22 protein-coding genes and 1 pseudogene are annotated in these 20,600 nt (G+C 28.6%); 22 read left to right on the top strand and 1 reads right to left on the bottom strand.

Going from position 1 to position 20,600, the window contains the following annotated elements:
• Positions 1–30: 30 nt before the first annotated feature.
• Both GOQ29_RS14585 and GOQ29_RS05920 read left to right on the top strand, forming a co-directional pair.
• Positions 31–255, top strand: a complete 225-nt coding sequence (locus GOQ29_RS14585; RefSeq protein WP_203371723.1) for a glutaredoxin family protein — start codon at positions 31–33, stop codon at positions 253–255.
• A gap of 151 nt (positions 256–406) precedes the next feature.
• Positions 407–631: a glutaredoxin family protein gene (locus GOQ29_RS05920; RefSeq protein ID WP_203371722.1), complete on the top strand. Its 225-nt coding sequence runs from the start codon at positions 407–409 to the stop codon at positions 629–631.
• Between the two features lie 47 nt (positions 632–678).
• Here the strand turns inward: GOQ29_RS05920 and GOQ29_RS05915 are convergent, their stop codons facing one another.
• On the bottom strand, positions 679–864 hold the full coding sequence (locus GOQ29_RS05915) for a DUF1858 domain-containing protein (protein WP_252187527.1): 186 nt from the start codon (positions 862–864) through the stop codon (positions 679–681).
• Between the two features lie 223 nt (positions 865–1,087).
• Between GOQ29_RS05915 and GOQ29_RS05910 the strand changes: the two genes are divergently transcribed.
• From GOQ29_RS05910 to GOQ29_RS05820, 20 genes and pseudogenes are all read left to right on the top strand, one after another.
• Positions 1,088–2,056 (top strand): cation diffusion facilitator family transporter, encoded by a 969-nt coding sequence (locus tag GOQ29_RS05910; protein WP_203371721.1) that lies wholly within the window; start codon positions 1,088–1,090, stop codon positions 2,054–2,056.
• Positions 2,057–2,102: 46 nt separating this feature from the next.
• A complete protein-coding gene (locus GOQ29_RS05905; protein ID WP_203371720.1) occupies positions 2,103–2,795 on the top strand; it encodes a cytochrome c biogenesis CcdA family protein in 693 nt (230 codons plus the stop codon).
• 27 nt (positions 2,796–2,822) lie between these two features.
• Positions 2,823–3,461, top strand: coding sequence for a peroxiredoxin family protein (locus GOQ29_RS05900; protein WP_203371719.1), 639 nt, complete (start codon positions 2,823–2,825; stop codon positions 3,459–3,461).
• Complete coding sequence (locus tag GOQ29_RS05895; RefSeq protein ID WP_203371718.1) at positions 3,462–3,671, top strand: hypothetical protein; 210 nt, start codon at positions 3,462–3,464, stop codon at positions 3,669–3,671.
• 861 nt (positions 3,672–4,532) lie between these two features.
• Positions 4,533–5,120 (top strand): 5-formyltetrahydrofolate cyclo-ligase, encoded by a 588-nt coding sequence (locus GOQ29_RS05890; RefSeq protein WP_203371717.1) that lies wholly within the window; start codon positions 4,533–4,535, stop codon positions 5,118–5,120.
• 107 nt (positions 5,121–5,227) lie between these two features.
• Positions 5,228–6,280 carry an Mrp/NBP35 family ATP-binding protein gene (locus GOQ29_RS05885; protein WP_203371716.1) on the top strand — a complete coding sequence of 351 codons (1,053 nt, stop codon included), beginning with the start codon at positions 5,228–5,230 and terminating at the stop codon, positions 6,278–6,280.
• A gap of 226 nt (positions 6,281–6,506) precedes the next feature.
• A pseudogene (locus GOQ29_RS14995) lies at positions 6,507–6,641 on the top strand (cation transporter); the annotation flags it as partial.
• Positions 6,624–8,825 (top strand): heavy metal translocating P-type ATPase, encoded by a 2,202-nt coding sequence (locus tag GOQ29_RS05880; RefSeq protein WP_350445980.1) that lies wholly within the window; start codon positions 6,624–6,626, stop codon positions 8,823–8,825. The pseudogene GOQ29_RS14995 and the gene GOQ29_RS05880, both read left to right, overlap by 18 nt.
• Before the next feature lie 21 nt (positions 8,826–8,846).
• Positions 8,847–9,059 (top strand): heavy-metal-associated domain-containing protein, encoded by a 213-nt coding sequence (locus GOQ29_RS05875; RefSeq protein WP_207750653.1) that lies wholly within the window; start codon positions 8,847–8,849, stop codon positions 9,057–9,059.
• A gap of 60 nt (positions 9,060–9,119) precedes the next feature.
• A complete protein-coding gene (locus GOQ29_RS05870; RefSeq protein ID WP_203371714.1) occupies positions 9,120–9,383 on the top strand; it encodes a metal-sensing transcriptional repressor in 264 nt (87 codons plus the stop codon).
• A 254-nt stretch (positions 9,384–9,637) separates the two neighbouring features.
• Positions 9,638–10,570, top strand: coding sequence for a magnesium transporter CorA family protein (locus tag GOQ29_RS05865; protein WP_203371713.1), 933 nt, complete (start codon positions 9,638–9,640; stop codon positions 10,568–10,570).
• 238 nt (positions 10,571–10,808) lie between these two features.
• Positions 10,809–12,227, top strand: coding sequence for a stage II sporulation protein D (gene spoIID, locus GOQ29_RS05860; RefSeq protein WP_203371712.1), 1,419 nt, complete (start codon positions 10,809–10,811; stop codon positions 12,225–12,227).
• Positions 12,228–12,335: 108 nt separating this feature from the next.
• Positions 12,336–12,632 (top strand): Veg family protein, encoded by a 297-nt coding sequence (locus GOQ29_RS05855; protein ID WP_484477065.1) that lies wholly within the window; start codon positions 12,336–12,338, stop codon positions 12,630–12,632.
• 155 nt (positions 12,633–12,787) lie between these two features.
• Positions 12,788–14,356, top strand: a complete 1,569-nt coding sequence (locus GOQ29_RS05850) for an SPOCS domain-containing protein (protein ID WP_203371711.1) — start codon at positions 12,788–12,790, stop codon at positions 14,354–14,356.
• A gap of 110 nt (positions 14,357–14,466) precedes the next feature.
• The gene (ispE, locus tag GOQ29_RS05845) at positions 14,467–15,318 is read left to right on the top strand and encodes a 4-(cytidine 5'-diphospho)-2-C-methyl-D-erythritol kinase (RefSeq protein ID WP_207750652.1); all 852 of its coding nucleotides are present in this window, start codon (positions 14,467–14,469) and stop codon (positions 15,316–15,318) included.
• A 22-nt stretch (positions 15,319–15,340) separates the two neighbouring features.
• Complete coding sequence (locus tag GOQ29_RS05840) at positions 15,341–16,018, top strand: GntR family transcriptional regulator (protein ID WP_203371710.1); 678 nt, start codon at positions 15,341–15,343, stop codon at positions 16,016–16,018.
• Between the two features lie 113 nt (positions 16,019–16,131).
• On the top strand, positions 16,132–16,326 hold the full coding sequence (locus GOQ29_RS05835; protein WP_203371709.1) for a CLC_0170 family protein: 195 nt from the start codon (positions 16,132–16,134) through the stop codon (positions 16,324–16,326).
• A 14-nt stretch (positions 16,327–16,340) separates the two neighbouring features.
• Positions 16,341–17,942, top strand: a complete 1,602-nt coding sequence (locus tag GOQ29_RS05830) for a spore germination protein (RefSeq protein WP_203371708.1) — start codon at positions 16,341–16,343, stop codon at positions 17,940–17,942.
• The gene (locus GOQ29_RS05825; RefSeq protein WP_203371707.1) at positions 17,926–19,026 is read left to right on the top strand and encodes a GerAB/ArcD/ProY family transporter; all 1,101 of its coding nucleotides are present in this window, start codon (positions 17,926–17,928) and stop codon (positions 19,024–19,026) included. The genes GOQ29_RS05830 and GOQ29_RS05825 overlap by 17 nt, the downstream gene beginning before the upstream one ends.
• Positions 19,023–20,171: a Ger(x)C family spore germination protein gene (locus tag GOQ29_RS05820; RefSeq protein WP_203371706.1), complete on the top strand. Its 1,149-nt coding sequence runs from the start codon at positions 19,023–19,025 to the stop codon at positions 20,169–20,171. Before GOQ29_RS05825 ends, GOQ29_RS05820 begins: the two co-directional genes overlap by 4 nt.
• The last annotated feature ends 429 nt before the right edge of the window (positions 20,172–20,600 follow it).

Raw genomic sequence — 20,600 nt, 5'->3', positions numbered from 1 at the left:
ATAGAATATTTCTATAAGGAGGAATTTTTAATGGCAAATGTAACAATTTATACAAGCAATACTTGACCTCATTGTACAACTGCAAAGCAGTATCTTTCGGAGAAAGGTGTAGAATATAATGAGAAGAATGTACAAACTGACCCATCTGCAAGGAAGGAACTTATTCAGAAAGGATACATGGGAGTTCCAGTAATTATAGTAGATGGAGAAGAAATGGTAGGGTTTGATAGAAATAGATTGGAAGAACTATTATAAAGATATTCACAAAATCTATAGGTAATTAATTATCTATAGATTTTTTTATTATTAAATAAAGATTTAAAGTGGTAATATAAAAACAGAGATATTGACAATTATACCCTATAGGGGTATAATTGTATTAAGAAATTTAAAGGAGGTATTTTTGATGGCAAATGTAACAGTATATACAAGTAGTACATGTCCCCATTGTACTTCAGCAAAGGAATTTTTAAATGAAAAAGGTGTAGATTTCATAGAGAAAAATGTAACGACTGACCCATCTGCAAGGAAGGAACTTATTCAAAAAGGATATATGGGAGTTCCAGTAATTATAGTGGATGGAGAAGAAATGGTAGGATTTGATAGAAATAGATTAGAAGAATTATTATAGAGATATAGAAAACCCAGTGTTTTTAAACACTGGGTTTAATTTCGTATTTATTTATTTAATGCTTCTAATAAATCTTCTAAAGGAAGACCATGTACCATCGCAGCTTGTTCTAATGTTTCCATTTGAGAAGATGGACAACCAATACAACCCATACCAAAGCCCATTAAAATTTCAGGTGCATCAGATCTTTCCTTTATTATTTCACCAATAAGCATATCTTTAGTAATAGCCAATTAAATTCCTCCTTAATTGATAGAAATTATATAATTTATATATTTATTATACACTATATCATATTTTAAACCAACATTTAATATATTAATTAAATGTTGAAAAATTTGTTTTATTAATTTTCATATAAATATAATTTATTCAAATTTAAAAGGGTAAGTATAATCAATATGGTTTATAGTATTGAAAATTGTTGTATAATAATATTACATTTTTAAGAATGGGGTGAATAATTTGAGTGAAAATATAAATAAGGAGAATAGATATAAATCCAGTCAGAAAGTCATATGGATAACTATATTTTTAAATACCTTTTTATCTATATTAAAGATAGTTATAGGATTATTGGCAAATTCCAATGCAATGCTTGCCGATGGTATACATAGTATGTCTGATGTAGGAAGTTCATTAGGGATAATAGTAGGACTTTTTATAGCTAAAAAACCAGAAGATAAGGAACATCAATATGGTCATGAAAAGGCAGAAACTATTGCTACATTTATGCTATCTATGTTACTTATTGCAGTAGGATTAAATATAGGATATAGTTCTGTGAAGCTTATATTTAGTGGAGATGTTCAAGTTCCAGGAGTAGCAGCTATATGGGCAGCAATAATATCTATAATAGTTAAGGAAATTCAATTTAGAATATCTATGAGAACTGGTAAGAAAATAAATAGTGATGTTTTGATAGCTGATGCATGGCACCATCGTTCTGATGCATTATCTTCTATAGCGGCTCTTATAGGTATAATAGGTTCTAGATTAGGATATGGGTTTTTAGATCCATTAGCAGGTTTAATAGTATCTATTATAGTAGTTAAAGTAGGAGTAGAGATTTTTATAAAAGGAACAAATGAATTAATGGATGAATCTTTAGAAGAAGAAAAATTGATTAAGATAGTAAATTCAGTATTAAGTCATAAAGGAGTAAAGACAATAAATGATATAAAGGCTAGAAAACATGGTTCTATGGCTTATGTGGACATAGAAATAGCAGTAGATCCAAATATAAGTGTAATTGAAGGACATGATATAGCTGAGGATGTGGAAAATATAGTATACGAGAAAATTGATAATATAAAAAGTGTTTTAGTACATGTAAATCCTTGTTGCATAGATATGAATGACTGTAAAAATTGTAATGAAAATGTTAGTACATTTGTGAAAAGGGTATTAGAAGATAGGGATTGATTAGTTATACCCTAGTATGGTATAGTTAGAACAAGGAGGAATTTGTATGTTTGAAGAGGTTACTTTTACAATGGCTTTTGGAGCTGGAGTTCTTTCTTTTTTTTCGCCGTGTATATTACCCTTGATACCAGCTTATATAATGTATATGACAGGAACTAGTATGGAAGAAGAGTTATCAAGAAAGAAATGGTTAGCTGTATCTAGAACTTTAGGATTTGTAGTAGGGTTTACTATTATTTTTATGATGATGGGTTTATCGGCTAGTTATGTAGGAAGAGTTTTCATACAGAATAAGGCCATATTTACTAAGATAAGTGGTGTACTCATTATGTTTTTTGGGCTTAATTTAATGGGAATTATAGAGATAGGATTTATGAATAAAGAAAAAAAGGCAAAAGCCTCAAAAAAGGTTACTAGTGTTTTAGGATCTACTATTATGGGTATGGCTTTTGCAGCTGGTTGGACTCCATGTTATGGACCTATATTAGCATCTATATTAGTAAGGGCTGGTTTTTCTAATAATATAACTCAAGCTGTGTATCTATTATTAGTATATTCTTTAGGCATGGCAATTCCTTTTATTTTAACCGCGTTATTTATAAGTCATTTTAGTAAATATTTAAATAGGGTACAAAAGTGGTCTGGATATATATATAAAATAGCAGGATTGATTTTAGTGATATTTGGTATATTAGTATTTTTAGATAAGATAGTTATAATAGGTAATTGGCTGAATTAGTAACATGATAATATGAGGAGGAATAAAATGAATAAAAAAAGTATTATAGCAATAGTGATATTAGCTATTATACTAGTTGGAGGCATATATTATACCCTTCAAGATAAAGATGATTTTAATGATGTATCAGAGGAAGAAAATGATGAAGTTCAAGAAATACCACCTAGTAATGAGGAAATAGATGAATCTAATGAAAAAGATGAAGAATCAGAAGAAGATAGTGATTCTCCTATTTTGGAAAGTGATAAACTTGCACCAGATTTTACTCTTACTACATTAGGTGGAGATCAGGTATCTCTTAGTGATTATAAAGGTAAAATAGTAATGATAAACTTTTGGGCTACTTGGTGTAAATATTGTGATGAAGAAATGCCTGATTTACAGAGATTATATGATGAGAATAAAGATGATGATTTTATAGTATTAGCTGTGAATGTAGGAGAATCAGAAAAAATAGCGAAAGATTATATAGAAGAAGGCGGTTATACATTTCCTGTATTATTAGATGAGGATAGGGAAGTTTCTCAAAGAAAGTATTTTGTGAGTGCATTTCCCACATCTTATTATATTAACAAAGATGGAAGTTTAATAGGAGCAGTACCAGGAATGATGACTTATCCTCAAATGACCCAAGTGCTAGAAGAAATTAGAAATAGTGAAATCTAAATGAAGTCTATATTTTTCAGCTATAAATGGATAAATATAACATGGTATATGGCTTTTGCTATATTTTTAATAATTATAGGAGATATAATATTAAAAATTATAGGGAAAGATAATAAATATAGAAACGAAATAGAAGACTATTATTTTCTAGAGTTAATAGATGGATTCGTAGGAGCTAGATCAGTATATGGGATATCAATATATCTTTAATATAGTGAATGAAGGTGTTCTCAAAGGGTAAATAAATAATATAATAACTTAGCAAAGACTATATCTTGACAATGTAATATTATGATATTAAAATATAATTAGAAAGTACCCCTACAGGGTATATGATTATGAGGAGGCATATGTATGAAATTAAATATTACACCTAAAGCTATGAAAGAAATAAGAAAGGTAATTAAGAAAAAAGATGCTTTAGATAAAAAAATAAGATTATATCTGTCAGGTTTTGGTTGAAGTGGTCCATCTTATGGTCTTGCTCTGGATGAGCAAAATGATGATGATATAATTGAAACTGTTGATGATTTAACTTTCTTAATAGATAGTGATTTAAATAATCAAGTAGAAGTTTTTAATGTTGATTATTCCAATGATTGGTTGACAAAAGGCTTTAGAGTTTCTACAGATCAAGGAGGCTCTAGTTGTTAATTAATATATTTTAAAAATAGATTAATCTCTGTAGTTATACAGAGGTTAATCTATTTTAATATGAGGATTATTAAAGTGGATATGAGTACTAAGAAAAAACCTCTCAATCTTATTAATATGATATAGTCTATGTTAATAGATGTTTCTTTTTTATTGTTAGATTTTATTTTAGATTGAATAATTTTAGTAGGTAAAAACATAATACTAATACCTAATAAAATTAATATAAAGAAAATAATAATTATTGCAATCACCTCCAAGAACGATTATATATAAATATTCGAATGAAGGTTATCAAAATTTGTCGGTTTGGATATAAAGTTATATAATATTAGTGTGCTTTTAATCAAATGAGTCTATAGCACTATAAAATATAGACATATAGATTATGATTATATCTTATAAGGAGTGTTAGAAATGGAGACTAATACTAAAGGATATTTAAGAAAGAAGATACTTGAAGAGAGAAAAGAATTAACCAAACAGGATGTATGTGAATTAAGTAATGATATTGTTTTGAATTTAATAAGTTTACCAGATTTTAAGAGAAGTGAAGTAATTATGGTTTATTTAAGTTTTAGAAATGAAGTAGAAACCTTTAAATTGATAAGATCAATGTTTGGAATGGGTAAAACTGTAGTAACATCTTATACAGATAAAGAAAAAAATATATTAATTCCTAGTAAATTGAAGGATTTAGATAAATCTTTAGAAAAGAATCCTTATGGATATTTAGAACCTAAGAAAGAAGCGTTAGATCCTGTGGAACCAAAGGATATCGATTTGATTATAATACCGGGATTGGCCTTTGATAAAATAGGCAATAGGATAGGTTATGGCGGAGGTTATTATGATAAATTATTAAAACAAACTAAAGCTATTAAAGTAGCAGTGGCTTATGACTTTCAAATCTTTCCTAGAGTACCATCTAATAAACATGATATACCTGTAAATTATATAGTAACTCCTAAAAAAATAATAATGGGAAGAGAAGATAATAATTGACGAATATTACTGTAAAACATATAAATAAGTGATAGAATATAAATAATGATTGAAAAATATTTATATATTATAAATAACTGAATAACAAAATTTGAGGAGATGAGAAAATGACTCTTAAAGATAAGATATATGAAGGATTAAAGAAAGTAGATGATCCTGAGATAAAGAAAAATTTAGTAGAGCTTGATATGATTGATGATACAGTGATAGAAGGAAATAATGTTATAGTTAATGTAAGATTAACTACAATGGGATGTCCTTTAAAAAATACTATTAGTGATGATATAAAGGATGAATTAAAGAGAATAGAAGGAATAGACGAAGTTGAAGTAGTATTTGGAGAAATGACTTCTGAACAGAAACAAAAGTTAATAGAAAAACTTCAAGGGAAAAAGGAAACTAAGGATCCTTTTAAGGACACTAGAGTTATCGCTATAGGAAGTGGAAAAGGTGGAGTTGGCAAATCTACAGTAACTGCTAATTTAGCAGTGGAATTAAGTCAAATGGGTTATAATGTAGGGCTTATAGATGCTGATATATTAGGACATAGTATTCCTCAAATATTAGGAATAAAGGATAAAAAGCCTATGGTAGTAGATGGAGGTATGATGCTTCCAGTTGATGTTAATGGAGTTAAGGTTATATCTATGGGGAACTTAGTTGATGGGAATCAAGCTTTAATTTGGAGAGGTCCAATGTTAGGAAATATATTAAATCAATTCTTTAATGATGTATATTGGGGAAAATTAGATTATATGTTAATTGATCTTCCACCTGGAACAGGAGATGTGCCATTGAGTCTTATGCAACAATTACCTGATGCAGAGATACTTATAGTTACAACACCTCAAATAACAGCAGCTGATGTTGCTAAACGATTAGGTCTTATGGCATCAAAAACAAATAGCAAAGTGATGGGAATAATAGAAAACATGTCTTATTTTATATGTAATAATTGTGATCAAAAACATTATATATTTGGAAAAGAAGAAGGTAAAAAATTAAGTGAAGAATTAAATGTACCTTTATTAGGAGAAATACCATTATCTACATTAGTAAGAGAAGATGGAGATAAAGGAGTTCCTTCTGTATTAGATGATAGATTAAATATTAAAGATAAATACAATGAGATTGCAACAAATTTATTAAAAACTGAATAGATTAGTTTTCACATAAGAGATTATATGGTTCTTGAGGAAAGAACCATATTTTTTTATCTATAATTGGATAATACTAAAATATAATCTTGAATAATAATATGTCTTATGTTACAATCAAAGCATAGTAACCCAACCCATACATGGGAGGGGCAAGAAAGGAGTTGAAAATATGGCAATAGAAAAAATAAGTTTTAAAGTATCTGGAATGACTTGAGCATCCTGTGCTAGTAGGGTAGAGGGTTCTCTATCAAAAGTTAATGGAGTTGAATCAGCAGTAGTAAATTTGATTGCTGAGAAAGTAACAGTGAAATATAATCCTGAAAAGGTTAATATAAAGGGATTGATGGATACGGTTAAAAAATCAGGGTATGAGCCTTCAATGGAAAAAATAAGACTTGATATTGAAGGTATGACTTGTTCTGCTTGTGCTGCAAGAGTTGAGAAATCGTTAAAAGCTCTTGAAGGTGTAGGAGAAGTTAATGTGAATATAGCAACTAATAAAACTACAGTAGAATATACATCTGAAGATATAGAAATAAAGGATATGATTAATGCGGTAGAAAAAGCAGGGTATAAAGCATTTAAGGAAAAGGAAGATAGTGTAGATAAACAAAAGGAAGCAAGGGAAAAGGAAATAAAAGAGTTAAAAACATTATTTATAATTTCTTTAATACTTAGTATTCCTTTGTTTTCAGCCATGTTTTTCCATATGGCAGGAGTTCATACTGTATTAAGTAATGGATGGTTTCAATTTATATTAGCTACTCCAGTACAATTTATTATAGGATATAGATTCTATAAAGGTGCTTATCATGCATTGAGAGGTGGAGGAGCAAATATGGATGTACTTGTTGCCATGGGTACATCAGCAGCTTACTTTTATAGTATATATAATGTAATTGCAGGAATAGACCATTATTATTTTGAATCTTCTGCAGTAATAATCACCCTTATAATATTAGGTAAATTAATGGAGGCAATAGCTAAAGGTAAAACTTCAGAAGCTATGAAGAAGCTTATGGGACTTCAGGCTAAAACTGCAAGAGTAGTAAGAAACGAAGAAGAAATAGATATACCAGTAGAAGAAGTGGAAGTAGGAGATACTATAATAGTTCGACCTGGAGAGAAGATACCTGTAGATGGTAAGATGATAGATGGGAAATCAACTGTTGATGAATCAATGTTAACAGGAGAAAGTATTCCGGTGGAGAAAAATACAGGAGATGAAGTGATTGGTTCAACCATTAATAAACATGGTACATTTAAATTTGAAGCAACAAAAATAGGTAAGGATACTGCTCTTTCACAAATAATTAAATTAGTGGAAGAAGCTCAAGGATCGAAGGCTCCAGTTCAAAGACTAGCAGATAAGGTATCTGGTATATTTGTTCCTGTAGTAATTGGTATAGCTTTGGTATCTTTTATTATATGGATGATAACAACAAGAGATATTAATCCTTCTCTTATAAGTGCAGTGTCTGTATTAGTTATAGCTTGTCCTTGTGCGTTAGGACTAGCAACACCAACTGCTATAATGGTAGGTACCGGTAAAGGAGCAGAAAATGGGATTCTTATAAAGGGTGGAGAGTATTTAGAAAGAACTCATAAAACAGATTCTATAATATTTGATAAAACAGGTACAATAACTAAGGGTAAACCTGAAGTTACAGATATAATAGGTTATAATTTAGATAAAGAAGAAGTATTAAGAATATCATCTTCAGCAGAGAAAGGCTCAGAACATCCTTTAGCAGAAGCTATAGTAAATAGGGCAAAAGATGATGATATTGAAACATATGAAGTAAAAAACTTTGAAGCAATTCCTGGTCATGGTATATATGCTAATATGAATGAGAAAAATATATATTTAGGAAATAGAAGATTGATGAATAGAGAAAATATAGACATATCAAAAGCTTCAACGGATATAGAAAGATTAGAAACAGAAGGCAAAACTGCGATGATTCTTTCTATAGATGATGAATTGAGAGGAATTATAGCAGTAGCTGACACTATAAAGGAAAGCTCGAAGGAAGCAATTAATGCTTTAAAGAAAATGAATCTTGAAATATATATGATAACAGGAGATAATGAAAGAACAGCTAAAGCTATAGCTAGAGAAGTTGGAATAGATAATGTTATAGCAGAAGTTTTGCCTGAACATAAAGCAGAAAATGTAGAGAGAATTAAAAAAGAAGGTAAGCATGTAGCTATGGTAGGAGATGGAATAAATGATGCTCCAGCATTAGCGCAAGCAGATGTAGGGTTTGCTATAGGTACAGGAACAGATGTAGCTATTGAGGCAGCAGATATTACTTTGATGAAGGGAGATCTTAAAGATATAGTTACAGCTGTAAAATTAAGTAGAAAGACAATGAGAACTATAAAACAGAATCTATTTTGGGCATTCGCTTACAATACAGCAGGAATACCATTAGCAGCATCGGGCTTATTAAATCCAATGATAGCAGGAGCAGCTATGGCATTTAGCTCTGTATCAGTAGTAAGTAATTCTCTTAGATTAAAAAGGGTTAAAGTAAAATAATAATGGAGAGGAGCGAGTATTGTGAAAAAAATATTAACAGTAGAAGGCATGAGTTGTGGTCACTGTACGAATACGGTAGAAAAGTCTTTAATGGATCTTAGTGAAGTAAATAGTGCAAAAGCAGATTTATCAAGTAAAACAGTTGAAGTAGAGGGACATAACCTCAATGATGATGCATTAAGGAAGGCTGTTGAAGAAGCCGGTTATGAAGTAGTAGATATTAAGGTTATATAAATTAAATTCATTAATTGTGGGGCTGAAAGCCCCACATATTTATATATTGAGGTGGTAAAGATGACTAATGAGAAAAAAAAGGCACTAAATTTACTAAAAACTTCTAAAGGTCAAATAGAAGGTATAATAAAAATGTTAGAAGATGATAGATATTGTGTAGATATATCTAAACAAATTTTATCTGTTCAAGGGTTATTAAAAAAGGCTAATCTAAACGTATTAGATGGACATATAAGAAGTTGTGTTACAGAGGCTATTTTGGAAGGTAAGGGAGATGAAAAAATAAACGAAATTATTAATGTATTAGATAAATATATTAAATAAATGTGAATACATTAATTATAAATATAGATAATTTATTTGATTTAAATAGATTATCTATATTTTGCTTTCTTGCAAAATAATAGATAATAGAATATCATATATATAGTAATATTCGGCAAAAAGGAGTGGTGAAAATGGATGACGGTCCTAGGCGATATTTTAGAATTATAATAACAAAAAACCCCTTTTCTGATTCTATTTTCACTATTAAGAGTGTAATAGAGTCATAAAAAGGGAATATAAGAGGTGAAATTATGCTTAACATATACAAAACAGTAGACAGAACTCTATTACAATTAGATGATTTTCAAGATGGATGCTGGATAGATTTAACTAATCCTACTGATGAAGAATTAAATAAAGTTCATAAAGAGTTAAACGTAGATATGGATTTTCTTAAGGCTCCATTAGATGACGAAGAAACTTCAAGACTTGAAATTGAAGATAATCAAACATTTATTTTAGTAGATATACCAATGGTTGAAAAAGAAGATAGTTCTTATGTTTATTCAACATTTCCTTTAGGAATTATTTTATATAAAAAATATATAATTACTATATGTCTTAAAGAAAATTCAATTGTAGAACAATTTGTAGAAGGTAAGGTAAAAAGTTTTTATACATTTAAAAAGACGAGATTTGTACTTCAAATATTATATAGAATGGCAGCAAGATATTTAATTTATTTGAAACAGATAAATAAAATAAGTAATTCTATAGAAAAGCAACTTCATAAATCTATGAAAAATAAGGAATTAATCCAACTTTTAGATTTAGAGAAAAGTTTAGTTTATTTTTCAACATCTCTAAAAGCTAACGATATAGTAATGGAAAAAATATTGAAGTCAGAATCGGTTAAATTATATCCAGAAGATGAGGATCTATTAGAAGATGTATTAATAGAAAATAAACAAGCTATAGAAATGGCAAGTATATATAGTAATATATTAAGTGGTATGATGGATGCATTTGCTTCAGTTATATCCAATAATTTAAATATAGTTATGAAGGTGTTGACGTCTATAACAATAGTTATGTCTATACCTACGATGATTGCTAGTTTTTATGGTATGAATGTGGGATTGCCTCTACAAAATTCTCCTTATGCATTTTTGATGATATTAGGAGGGTCGATAGCTTTATCAGCTATAGTAGTGATAATATTGGTAAGAAAAAATATGTTTTGAAATTGAGAGTAAGTCATGTTTACCCATGGCTTACTTTTTTTACTTAGAAAAACAGATCGTATTTTTTCTAATCTTAGATCAAAATTTTGTGTATATATACCCAATTATTCCTAAATATATCATGAACAGTATAAATATTTAATCATACTATGTATTATATCAGAAATTTTAGAGGATAAATAATTAAAATATTATGTATAGACAAATAGGATATTTGCTACTGCTAGGAGGTATTAATTTGAGAAAAGATAAAGATATTTATATAAAAATGTATAATCATGAAAAAGGAAATATTGATGAAATATTGATAGATGATGTAATAGAAATAATCATATTATCTCAGTGTCCTATAGATTTTAATATAGAAGCTTTAAAGGCAAATGCAATAATAGCAAGAACAAATTTAGTAAGAAAAATGAAGATTTTTGGGGGAGAAGGATCTTCTTATCATAGAGGGTGTGATATTTGTAATGGAGAACATTTTTTAGGAGAGGATATATTAGAAAAATATAAATCTTTATCAGAAAACAATCTTAAGAAGATAAGAGAAGTAATAAAATCTACTAAAAATTTAATTATAACAGTTAATAATAAACCTATTGATGCTAGATTTCATGATGTTTGCGGTGGGTCTACAGAAAATTCCGAAAATGTAATAGGTACAAAAAGTTTTTATTTAAGACGAGTTTTATGTGATTATTGTAAAAATGCTCCAAATATACAGAATAAAGTGGAAATGGATATAGAAGAATTATCTAAAAGGCTTAATGTAAAGTTTTCTACTATAAATTCTACTGAAAATATAGATATTGAAAATTTTATTCAAAATATTGATAGAGATCAATTAGGGAGAGTATCCAAAATAAAGATAGGAGATAAAGAATTTGCAGGCATTGATATTAAAAATGAATTAGGTATTGATTCAACTAGATTTAGTATAATTCCAAAAACAATAAGTATTAAAACTAAAGGAAAGGGAGATGGATTGGGAGTATGTCAATGGGGAGCCAATGAGATGGCAAACTTAGGTAAAAGTTATGAAGAAATACTTCAATATTATTATACTGGAGTTAAAATAAAAGAAATAGAAAAACCATGTATAAATAAACCATTAAAGGGAAGAATATTTATGATAGATCCTGGTCATGGAGGAAGTAGTAGCCAAGATATAATTGGAATAAATGGATTAAGAGAGAAAGATGTAGTACTAGATACAGCTAAAATTCTAAAAGAGGAATTAGAAAAGTATAGTGGGAAAGTAATTCTTACAAGAGGATCAGATGAATATATAACATTAAATCAACGGGTGAAGATTGCTAATGAAATTCGTCCGGATTTTTTTATAAGTTTACATTTAAATTCCTATCATAATCCTTCTATTAATGGTTGTGAAATTTATCATTATAAAAATGATAGGGATAGTATCAATTTAGCTCTTTGTATAATGAATAGTATTTCTCAGAACACTGATATAATAAATAGAGGGGTAAAATTAGCTGATTTTTTTATGCTTAGGGAAGTAAGAGTTAGTGCATTGCATATAGAGTTAGAATATCTTACAAATCCTGATATAGAGAAAAAATTAATGGAAAAGGAATTTTTGCAAAAGATAGCGGAATCAATTGTAAAAGGAATTATTCAATATTATAAATATTAACAAAAGAATAGTATTAATACTATTGACAGAATATAAATGAAATAGTATAATGATTATTTAGAACTTTGACATATGATAAAATTTGTGTTATCATTATAGTAACATAGTATGGCTAAAATAAAAGAAGAAGGTGATCCTTTGATTAAACGAAACACTCTAAATCAAATCCGAGAGCATGTTCAAACCCATATAGGGGAAAAGGTGAGACTGAAGGCTAATAAAGGTAGAAAGAAGACTACTATCAGAGAAGGAGTTCTAGAAAATGCATATCCTAGCATTTTTGTAGTAAAGATTGAAGGGGGATATAACTCAGTAAGAAGAGTATCATATAGCTACTCGGATATATTAACAGAAACCGTTGAGGTTACTCTTTGCGACATTGATAACAAAATACAGATTAGTTAATACTAGACCGCCAGATAGGCGGTTTTTTACTTTTAGTAGAGCATATCAAATTAATTTTTGTGTGAATTAATCATTTTATCTCTTTCTTATGCATAGATATATTAGTAGAATAATGCCTGTATTACTATAAGGTAAGTATAAGAGGAGGGAGCAGTGTGCCAATTGAATTAATAAAAGACATAGTTAAGATAGACCAAATTGTTAGTAGGGATAAAAAGGATATATACTTGGATAAAAAAATTGAAGCATCTTCAGGTGAACCTAAGATAATTAAAATATTAAATGTTGAAGGGGATGTAGTATTAGAGAATATAGAAATACATAATGATAAAGTAAAGGTGTCAGGGTATCTTGATATGAGAACACTTTATATGGGAGAAGAGGAAAATAGAATTTATAATAAAAGGGATAAGGTAAATTTCAATGAAGATATTTTAATAGATGGAATAAATGAAGATATGAAAGCTGAGATTATTCCAAATGTAGAGAATATAGACTATAGATTGTTAGAAGATAATAATATGGAAATAAAATCAGTAATATCACTAGATGGAAAAATTACAAAAAGTAATACAATAGATATATTAAAAAATGTTAAGGGAGAAAAGGGGCTTCAAGTATTAAAAGAAAAGATTAAATATAATGAGGTTGTTGGGGAAAATTCCTCTACGACCATAGTAAAAGATGCATTTGAGTTACCAGAAAATTTTCCAGATATAATAGACATTTTGAGAATTGATATAAAGGCATTTGAAAAGGAGGTTAAAGTAGTAGAAGATAAAGTTATAGTAGCAGGTGAAATAAAAGGAAATGTAATGTATTTAGGAGATGATGAAGATAATAGGGTTAAGAATATAAAACATGAAATTCCTTTTACCCATTTTGTAGATATATCTGGTATAAATAAAGATATGAATCATCTAGTAAAATTATATTCATTGGAACCATCTTATGAAATAAAAGAAGATGTAAATGGAAGGTTAAGAGTAATAGATTTGGAGTCATTGATTAAAATTGATGCTAAAATATTTGAGAATAAGGAAATGAAAATAACTGTAGATACATATTCTACAGAAAAAAAGATTGATTTATCTAAGGAATCAGTAAGCATAAATGAGAATATTGGTTCCATTGTAAATAAGGAAATTATAAAGGGAGTATTAGACGTATCAGACGATTATGAAATAATTAAAGACATATATAATATTGATGTTAAACCTATGATAACTGATACTAGAATAATAGATAGTAAAGTAGTAATAGAAGGTATATCTAGTATAAATATGCTTTATTTAGGAGAAGAAAGTGGAGAAATCAAGACTGTTAAAAGTGATTTTCCATTTAAATCTTATATAGATATGGATGATATAACTGAGGATATGAATGCTCAAATTGATTTGATGATTGAAGATATAGAATATAATAAAATAAGTTCTAGAGAAGTAGAAGTTGAATCTAAGATTAAGCTTAATACTTCTATTAATAGAATAAAGAATATAAATATTGTAACAGAAGCTGTAGAATTGGAAGACGAAGCAGATGTAAATCAAAGACCTTCTATTGTGATTTATACTGTAAAGAATAATGATACTTTATGGGATATTGCTAAAAAATTTGATACAACCATGGAGGAATTGATAGATGTAAATGAGATAATGACACCGGATAATATTATGCCAGGAGAAAAAATATTCATAATAAAAACTGTAGATGTCACAATTTAAGCTAGAGATTAATCTCTAGCTTGTTTTTATTGCTATTATATGTATACAATATTTGTTATAATAAATACAAAGCATAAATTATCATAAACTTTAATCGCGGGAGTGATTTTTTGAAAGAAATAAAGTTGGAAGCCTATGCCAAGATAAACTTATCTTTAGATGTATTAAGAAAAAGAGAAGATGGTTATCATGAAGTGAATATGATAATGAACCAAATAGATTTAAAAGATGAAGTGACTTTAACGGAAATTAAGTCAAGTATAAGAATAGAATGTACTAATCCAAAAGTTCCTACAGATTCGTCGAATTTAGTACATAAAGCATATAGTATAATCACTGACAAATTTAATATAAAGAGAGGTGTAAAAATAAAAATTAATAAAAAAATACCAATGGCTGCTGGATTAGCTGGAGGTAGTTCCGATTGTGCTCAGACTATTATAGGATTGAATAAACTATGGGATTTAAATTTAAATCAAATAGAATTAATGGATATAGGTGCTAAAATAGGCGCTGATATACCTTATTGTATAATGGGAGGTACTGCTCTAGCCGAAGGAATAGGAGATAAACTTACACAAATAAGTGATTTTTCAGATAAGTATATATTAATAGTTAAACCAAATATTGATGTGTCAACTTCAGATGTATACAAAAATTTAAACTTAAACGATGTTAAAAATCATCCTGATACTGAAAGTATGATAAGAGCTATACATGATGACAATATCTATAAGGTTGCGAATAATATGATTAATGTATTAGAAGTTGTAACGATGAAGAAATATCCTATAATCGAGGATATAAAGAAAAAAATGATAGATAAAGGGGCATTAGGAAGTCTTATGAGTGGTAGTGGTCCAACTGTATTTGGTATTTTTGATGATTATGAAAAAGGCAGGGATTGTGAATTGTGGTTCAAAAAAATTATTAAGGATGTCTTATTTACAAAGACAATCTAGGATTAATACAAGGAGTGATTTGATGAAGGAATTAGATAAGCTAAGTTTGGAAAATTATAAACCTTTAAGAGAAATAGTATTTGAACATTTGAGAGAAGCAATAATAACAGGAGAGATAGAACCTGGAGAGAGACTTATGGAAATTCAGTTAGCTGAGAATTTAGGTGTGAGCAGAACACCTGTAAGAGAAGCTATAAGGAAGTTAGAGTTAGAAGGTCTTGTCATAATGGAGCCTAGAAAAGGTGTTTATGTATCAGAAGTATCTATAACTGATGTAAAAGAAGTTTTAGAAATAAGAGTTAGTTTAGAAGGTTTGGGAGCTTATCTTGCTGCAGAAAGAATAAAAGATGATGAACTCCAAGAATTATTAAAAAAACATGAAGAATTAAATAAATCTATTAAAGATAGGGATGTATCAGGGATTGTAAGAAAGGATACGGAATTACATAATATAATTTTTAAAGCTGCAAAAAACGATACTCTTGTAGATTTAATAGATGGATTAATGGAACAAGTTAAAAGATTTAGGGTTAGTTATGTAAGTGGTCATCATAAATCTAGTGATTTAGCTAAAGAACATGAGAAAATTATATGTGCTATAAAGAATAGGAATAAAGAAGCTGCTAAAAAGTATGCAGAAGAACATATTGAGATTGCTAAAAAATATATAGTATCAGATTATAATAGGGAAAAATTATAAGAGATCTTTTAAAGGTCTCTTTTTTTATTGTTTATATTGAATAACAACTAACTATATAGTAAATATTATATAGAAGAATTTAAAAAGGAATGTATAAGGGGATATGGGTGATTATGGAAAAATTAAAGGAAATAGTGGATCTTTACTTTTTAATATTAAATCTAATAATAGCTTTTTTGCTTTTTTTTATAGATAGAAAAACTCTTGAAGAAAAGGGATTAGTAAAAGAAAAGAAAGTAGTTGTAGGATTATCTATAGCTTTAGTTACAATAGGACCTTTAGTATATATATTGACAATGGTTTTATAGAGAGGAGAATTTTTTTGAAGAAAGACGAAAAAGAGAATAAAAATCAGGATCAAGAAACAGTAGAGATTCCTATATCTAAAGATATAGATCATAATTTGAATAAAATAAAGGAAATATTAAGTGATTGTGATGATGTGATTTATAGGGAATTTAGTGTTGGAAAAAAGCAAAATTATAGATTTGCAATAATATACATAGATGGATTAACAGATAAGAAATTAGTAAGTGAGTATGTCTTAGAAGCATTGATGCATGAAGGGAGAGATGAAGTTCCCAATCCAAGAATGGTAGGAACTAATTTATATAAATTATCTAAGGAAGGTAATATACCTATAACAGAGGTAGAAGATTTAAAATGTCTTAAAAAATCTATAGATGCTGTATTGATAGGAGAGACTATAGTATTAGTGGATGGGTTTAAAGAGATACTTATGATATCTTCCAGAGGATGGCCACTTAGGAGTATAACTGAACCAGTGACAGAAAGTGTAGCGAGGGGGCCTAGAGATGGTTTCAATGAAACTAGTAAAGTAAATACTAGTCTTATTAGAAGAAGAATAAGAGATCCTAGACTTAAGTTGAAATATAAGCAAATAGGAACAAAATCTAAAACCGATATAGCAATAATGTATTTAGATAAAGTTGTAAATAATGAATTGTTGAAAGAGGTAAACAAAAGATTAGATGATATAAGTATAGATGCTATATTAGAAAGTTCATTTATAGAACAGTTAATTGAAGATAATTGGAAGTCTCCTTTTCCACAGTTACAAAGCACAGAAAGACCGGACAGAGTAGCCGCAGCTATTTATGAAGGTAAGATAGCTATAGTAGTGGACAATACTCCTTTTGTTCTCATATTACCTGCTACATGGAATGCGTTATTACAATCTGCAGAAGATTATTATGATAGATGGGTTGGAGCATTCATAGTAAGATTGGTTAGATATCTTGCCATTCCGTTATCTTTATTGTTGCCAGCTTTTTATATAGCAGTAACGACCTATCATCCAGGTATTCTTCCAACACAGTTAGTACTATATCTTGCTGCTACCAGAATAAATGTACCATTTCCTGCATTTATTGAGGCTTTTATTATGGAAATAACCTTAGAAATATTGAGGGAGTCAGGAACTAGAATATCTGGACCTATTGGTACAACTATTGGTATAGTAGGAGGTTTAGTAATTGGTGAAGCAGCAGTACAAGCAGGTATTGTAAGCCCCTTTATGATAATAATAGTAGCCTTAACTACGATATCTTCTTTTGCTTTACCTAATTTTGCAATTGCTTCGGGACTCAGATTTTGTAGATTTATTATTATGTTATTAGCAACAGTATTAGGTCTTTATGGTATAGTTCTAGGATTAGTAATTATAATAGCCCATTTATGTAGTTTAAAGAGTTTTGGTATACCATATATGGAACCATATTCAAATATAATAAGTAGTTTTAGAGATTTTAAGGATAGTATTATACGAGTGCCTCAAAAATTCATGAGATTAAGACCAGAATATTTAAATATAAAGAATAGAGTGAGGATGAGCAGTATTAATGAAATAGATAGTACAAGAAACGAAAGTGTAGGTGATCAAAAAGATGATAGGGGGAAATGATAAAATAACCAAAGGACAAAACGCAGGTCTTGTTATTGGCTCAGTATTAGGTGTAGGAATACTGTCACTTCCTAAAGATTTGGCAGATATTGCTGGTCCTGATGGTGTTTTTTTACTAATAATAGCTACAATTATAATTATATTATTAGTAATCGTTCATAGTAAAATAGCATTGAAATTTCCTGGTAAGACTTTAGTAGAAATAATGAATGATACTCTACCTAAACCTATTGCTTTGATGTTTATTTTCATATTTATATTTTTTTATCTTGGGGCAGCAGCTAGTGTGGTCAGGGTATTTTCTGAAGGTATAAAAATGTTTATGTTATCTCGGACACCTTTAGAAGTTATTATTATGACAATGCTTTTGACTAATGTATATATTGTGAGACAGGGAATCGAGCCCATAGCTAGAATAGTTCAGATAGTTTTACCTTTAGCCATTATTCCTTTTTTTCTTATATCTTTAGCACTGATTCCGGATTTAAAGATGACTAATATGCTTCCATTATTTCAAATCGGGATAAAAGAAGTATTTCAAGGATTAAAAGTTGCTGCATATAGTTTTATAGGTACAGAGATAATACTTATATCTACTGCCTATGTAAAAGATACTAAAAATGCACTAAAATATAACATTTTGTCTACGGTATTCTTAGGATTTATATATATTTTTATATTTATTATAGTTGTTACTCAATTTGGCATAAAACAAACAGCAGATCTTTTATGGCCTACACTATTTCTTATGAAAACAGTAGACATACCAGGGGCATTTTTAGAAAATGTAGAGGGAATATTTATAACTATTTGGACATTAATCGCTCTTCAAGGTTTAGCTGTAATATTAATTCAAGAAAGTATAGTAATAAGTAAAGCTTTAAAATTAAAAGAATCCAATTTTATATCTATGCCATTATTACCTGTAATATATGTATTAGCTGTATTTCCAGAAAATATAGCTGAAGTATATGACTATATGAATATATTTAGCAATTATTTAGGGACTGTAGTAGCTTTAGGAATACCTTTAGTTTTATTTATAGTTTTATTATTTAAAAAGAAAGGAACAAAAAAAGCATGAAAAAATTATTATTATTACTATTGCTTATTATTACTATTTTCTTTAACATTGCTTGTTGGGACATGGCAGAAATAGAAGAGAGAGCATATGTAACAGCTATAGGAATAGATACTGTAGAAGATGAAGAAAATCCTTCAGGCATTAAAGTGACTTATGAATACCCTAATCTAAGTGCATCAGAAAAAGAAAGTGATGGCGAACCTCCAAGGTTTACAATTTGTTCTGAGGGCCCTACATTATCAGATATAAGTAGAGAAGTAGCTTCTAGAATGAATAAAGATATATTTTTTAAACATTTAAAAGTTATAATTGTGAGTGAAGATTTTGCTAAAAATCAGGTGCAATTTTCTAAAGTACTTAAAGCATTGGATAGATCTCCTGATATTGGACGAAAAATAGTGATGCTTATAGCTGATGGTAATGCAAAGGATGTTATATTAACAGAAATAGAAGAAAATCCTGTTATTGGAGAATATATTGCAGATATTAATCGTAGAGAAGAAGTAGGTAAAGGATATTTTTTAGAAGATTTAGGTCAAGTATTAACTGAAATAAGAGCAGAAGATGGTTCTTTTATAATAGGTAGGATTAGAAGTGGAAAAGGAGAAATTGTACTAGAAGGTTCTTCTATTATAAAGGATAGAAAAGTCGTTGAAAAATTAAATGATATGGAGACTGATATTGTTTTAACATTAAATGATGAATCAAATAAAGGTAAAGTTACAATTGTTAAAGATGAAGGTAAATTTGTTATTACTTATATTATAAGAAGATTTCATGTAGAGAGAGAGATGAAAGTAGTAGATGGTAATATAAAATTCACTTATAATATAAAAAATGAAGGATTTATAGAAGAATATATGGAACCTGGAGGTATTGTTGTTGAAACAGATATAATGAGTACTGATAAAATTAAGGAGATAGAACGAGAGATAAATAGTTATATGGAAGAAACTGGAATGGAAGTTATAAATAAATTACAAAATCAATTTAAAACAGATGTATTGAATATAAATGAATATATAATGAATCATGATCCTAAGTTATGGGAAGAAATTAAAGATGATTGGGATGAAGAATTTTCCAAAATTGATTTTACTATAAATATTAATACTAAAATAAGAAGAATTGGATTAACTGAATAGGGTTTTAAAGATTATTTTAGAAAAATATATAAATTGGGTATAAAAATTACCTTTTATGCTAATACTTTATACTGATAATATGTTTTTTTATAGGAGGAGGTGAACTGTTGTAAAAACACTTATGAACTTTATAAAAGTATATAAAAATTTGATAATGATACAACAACTAAATTTGTGATGCAATATTAATTAGCTATTGTGAATCCCATATACTGCGAAAGTGATATAGTCATGGGGTAGAACCTTGGGAATGTTAGTGTATAAATAAAACTACTTGCGTAAGTAGTTAGCGAAAATCAAGCAAATTTAGTAAATACAAGGGATTACACTGAAAAGTAAACTTGTATATGTACGATGCGTTGTATTGGAATTTAAGCCTTTGGACTATTATATCAAACTAGAGTAGCATATTCTAATGAATTGCAAAAT

This window comes from Anaeromonas gelatinilytica, assembly GCF_016820635.1.
In the GTDB taxonomy this organism is placed as follows: Bacteria; Bacillota; Clostridia; order Tissierellales; family SIT17; genus Anaeromonas; species Anaeromonas gelatinilytica.
Note: the sequence above shows the minus strand (reverse complement) of the source record. Positions and strands in the feature narration are given on the sequence as shown.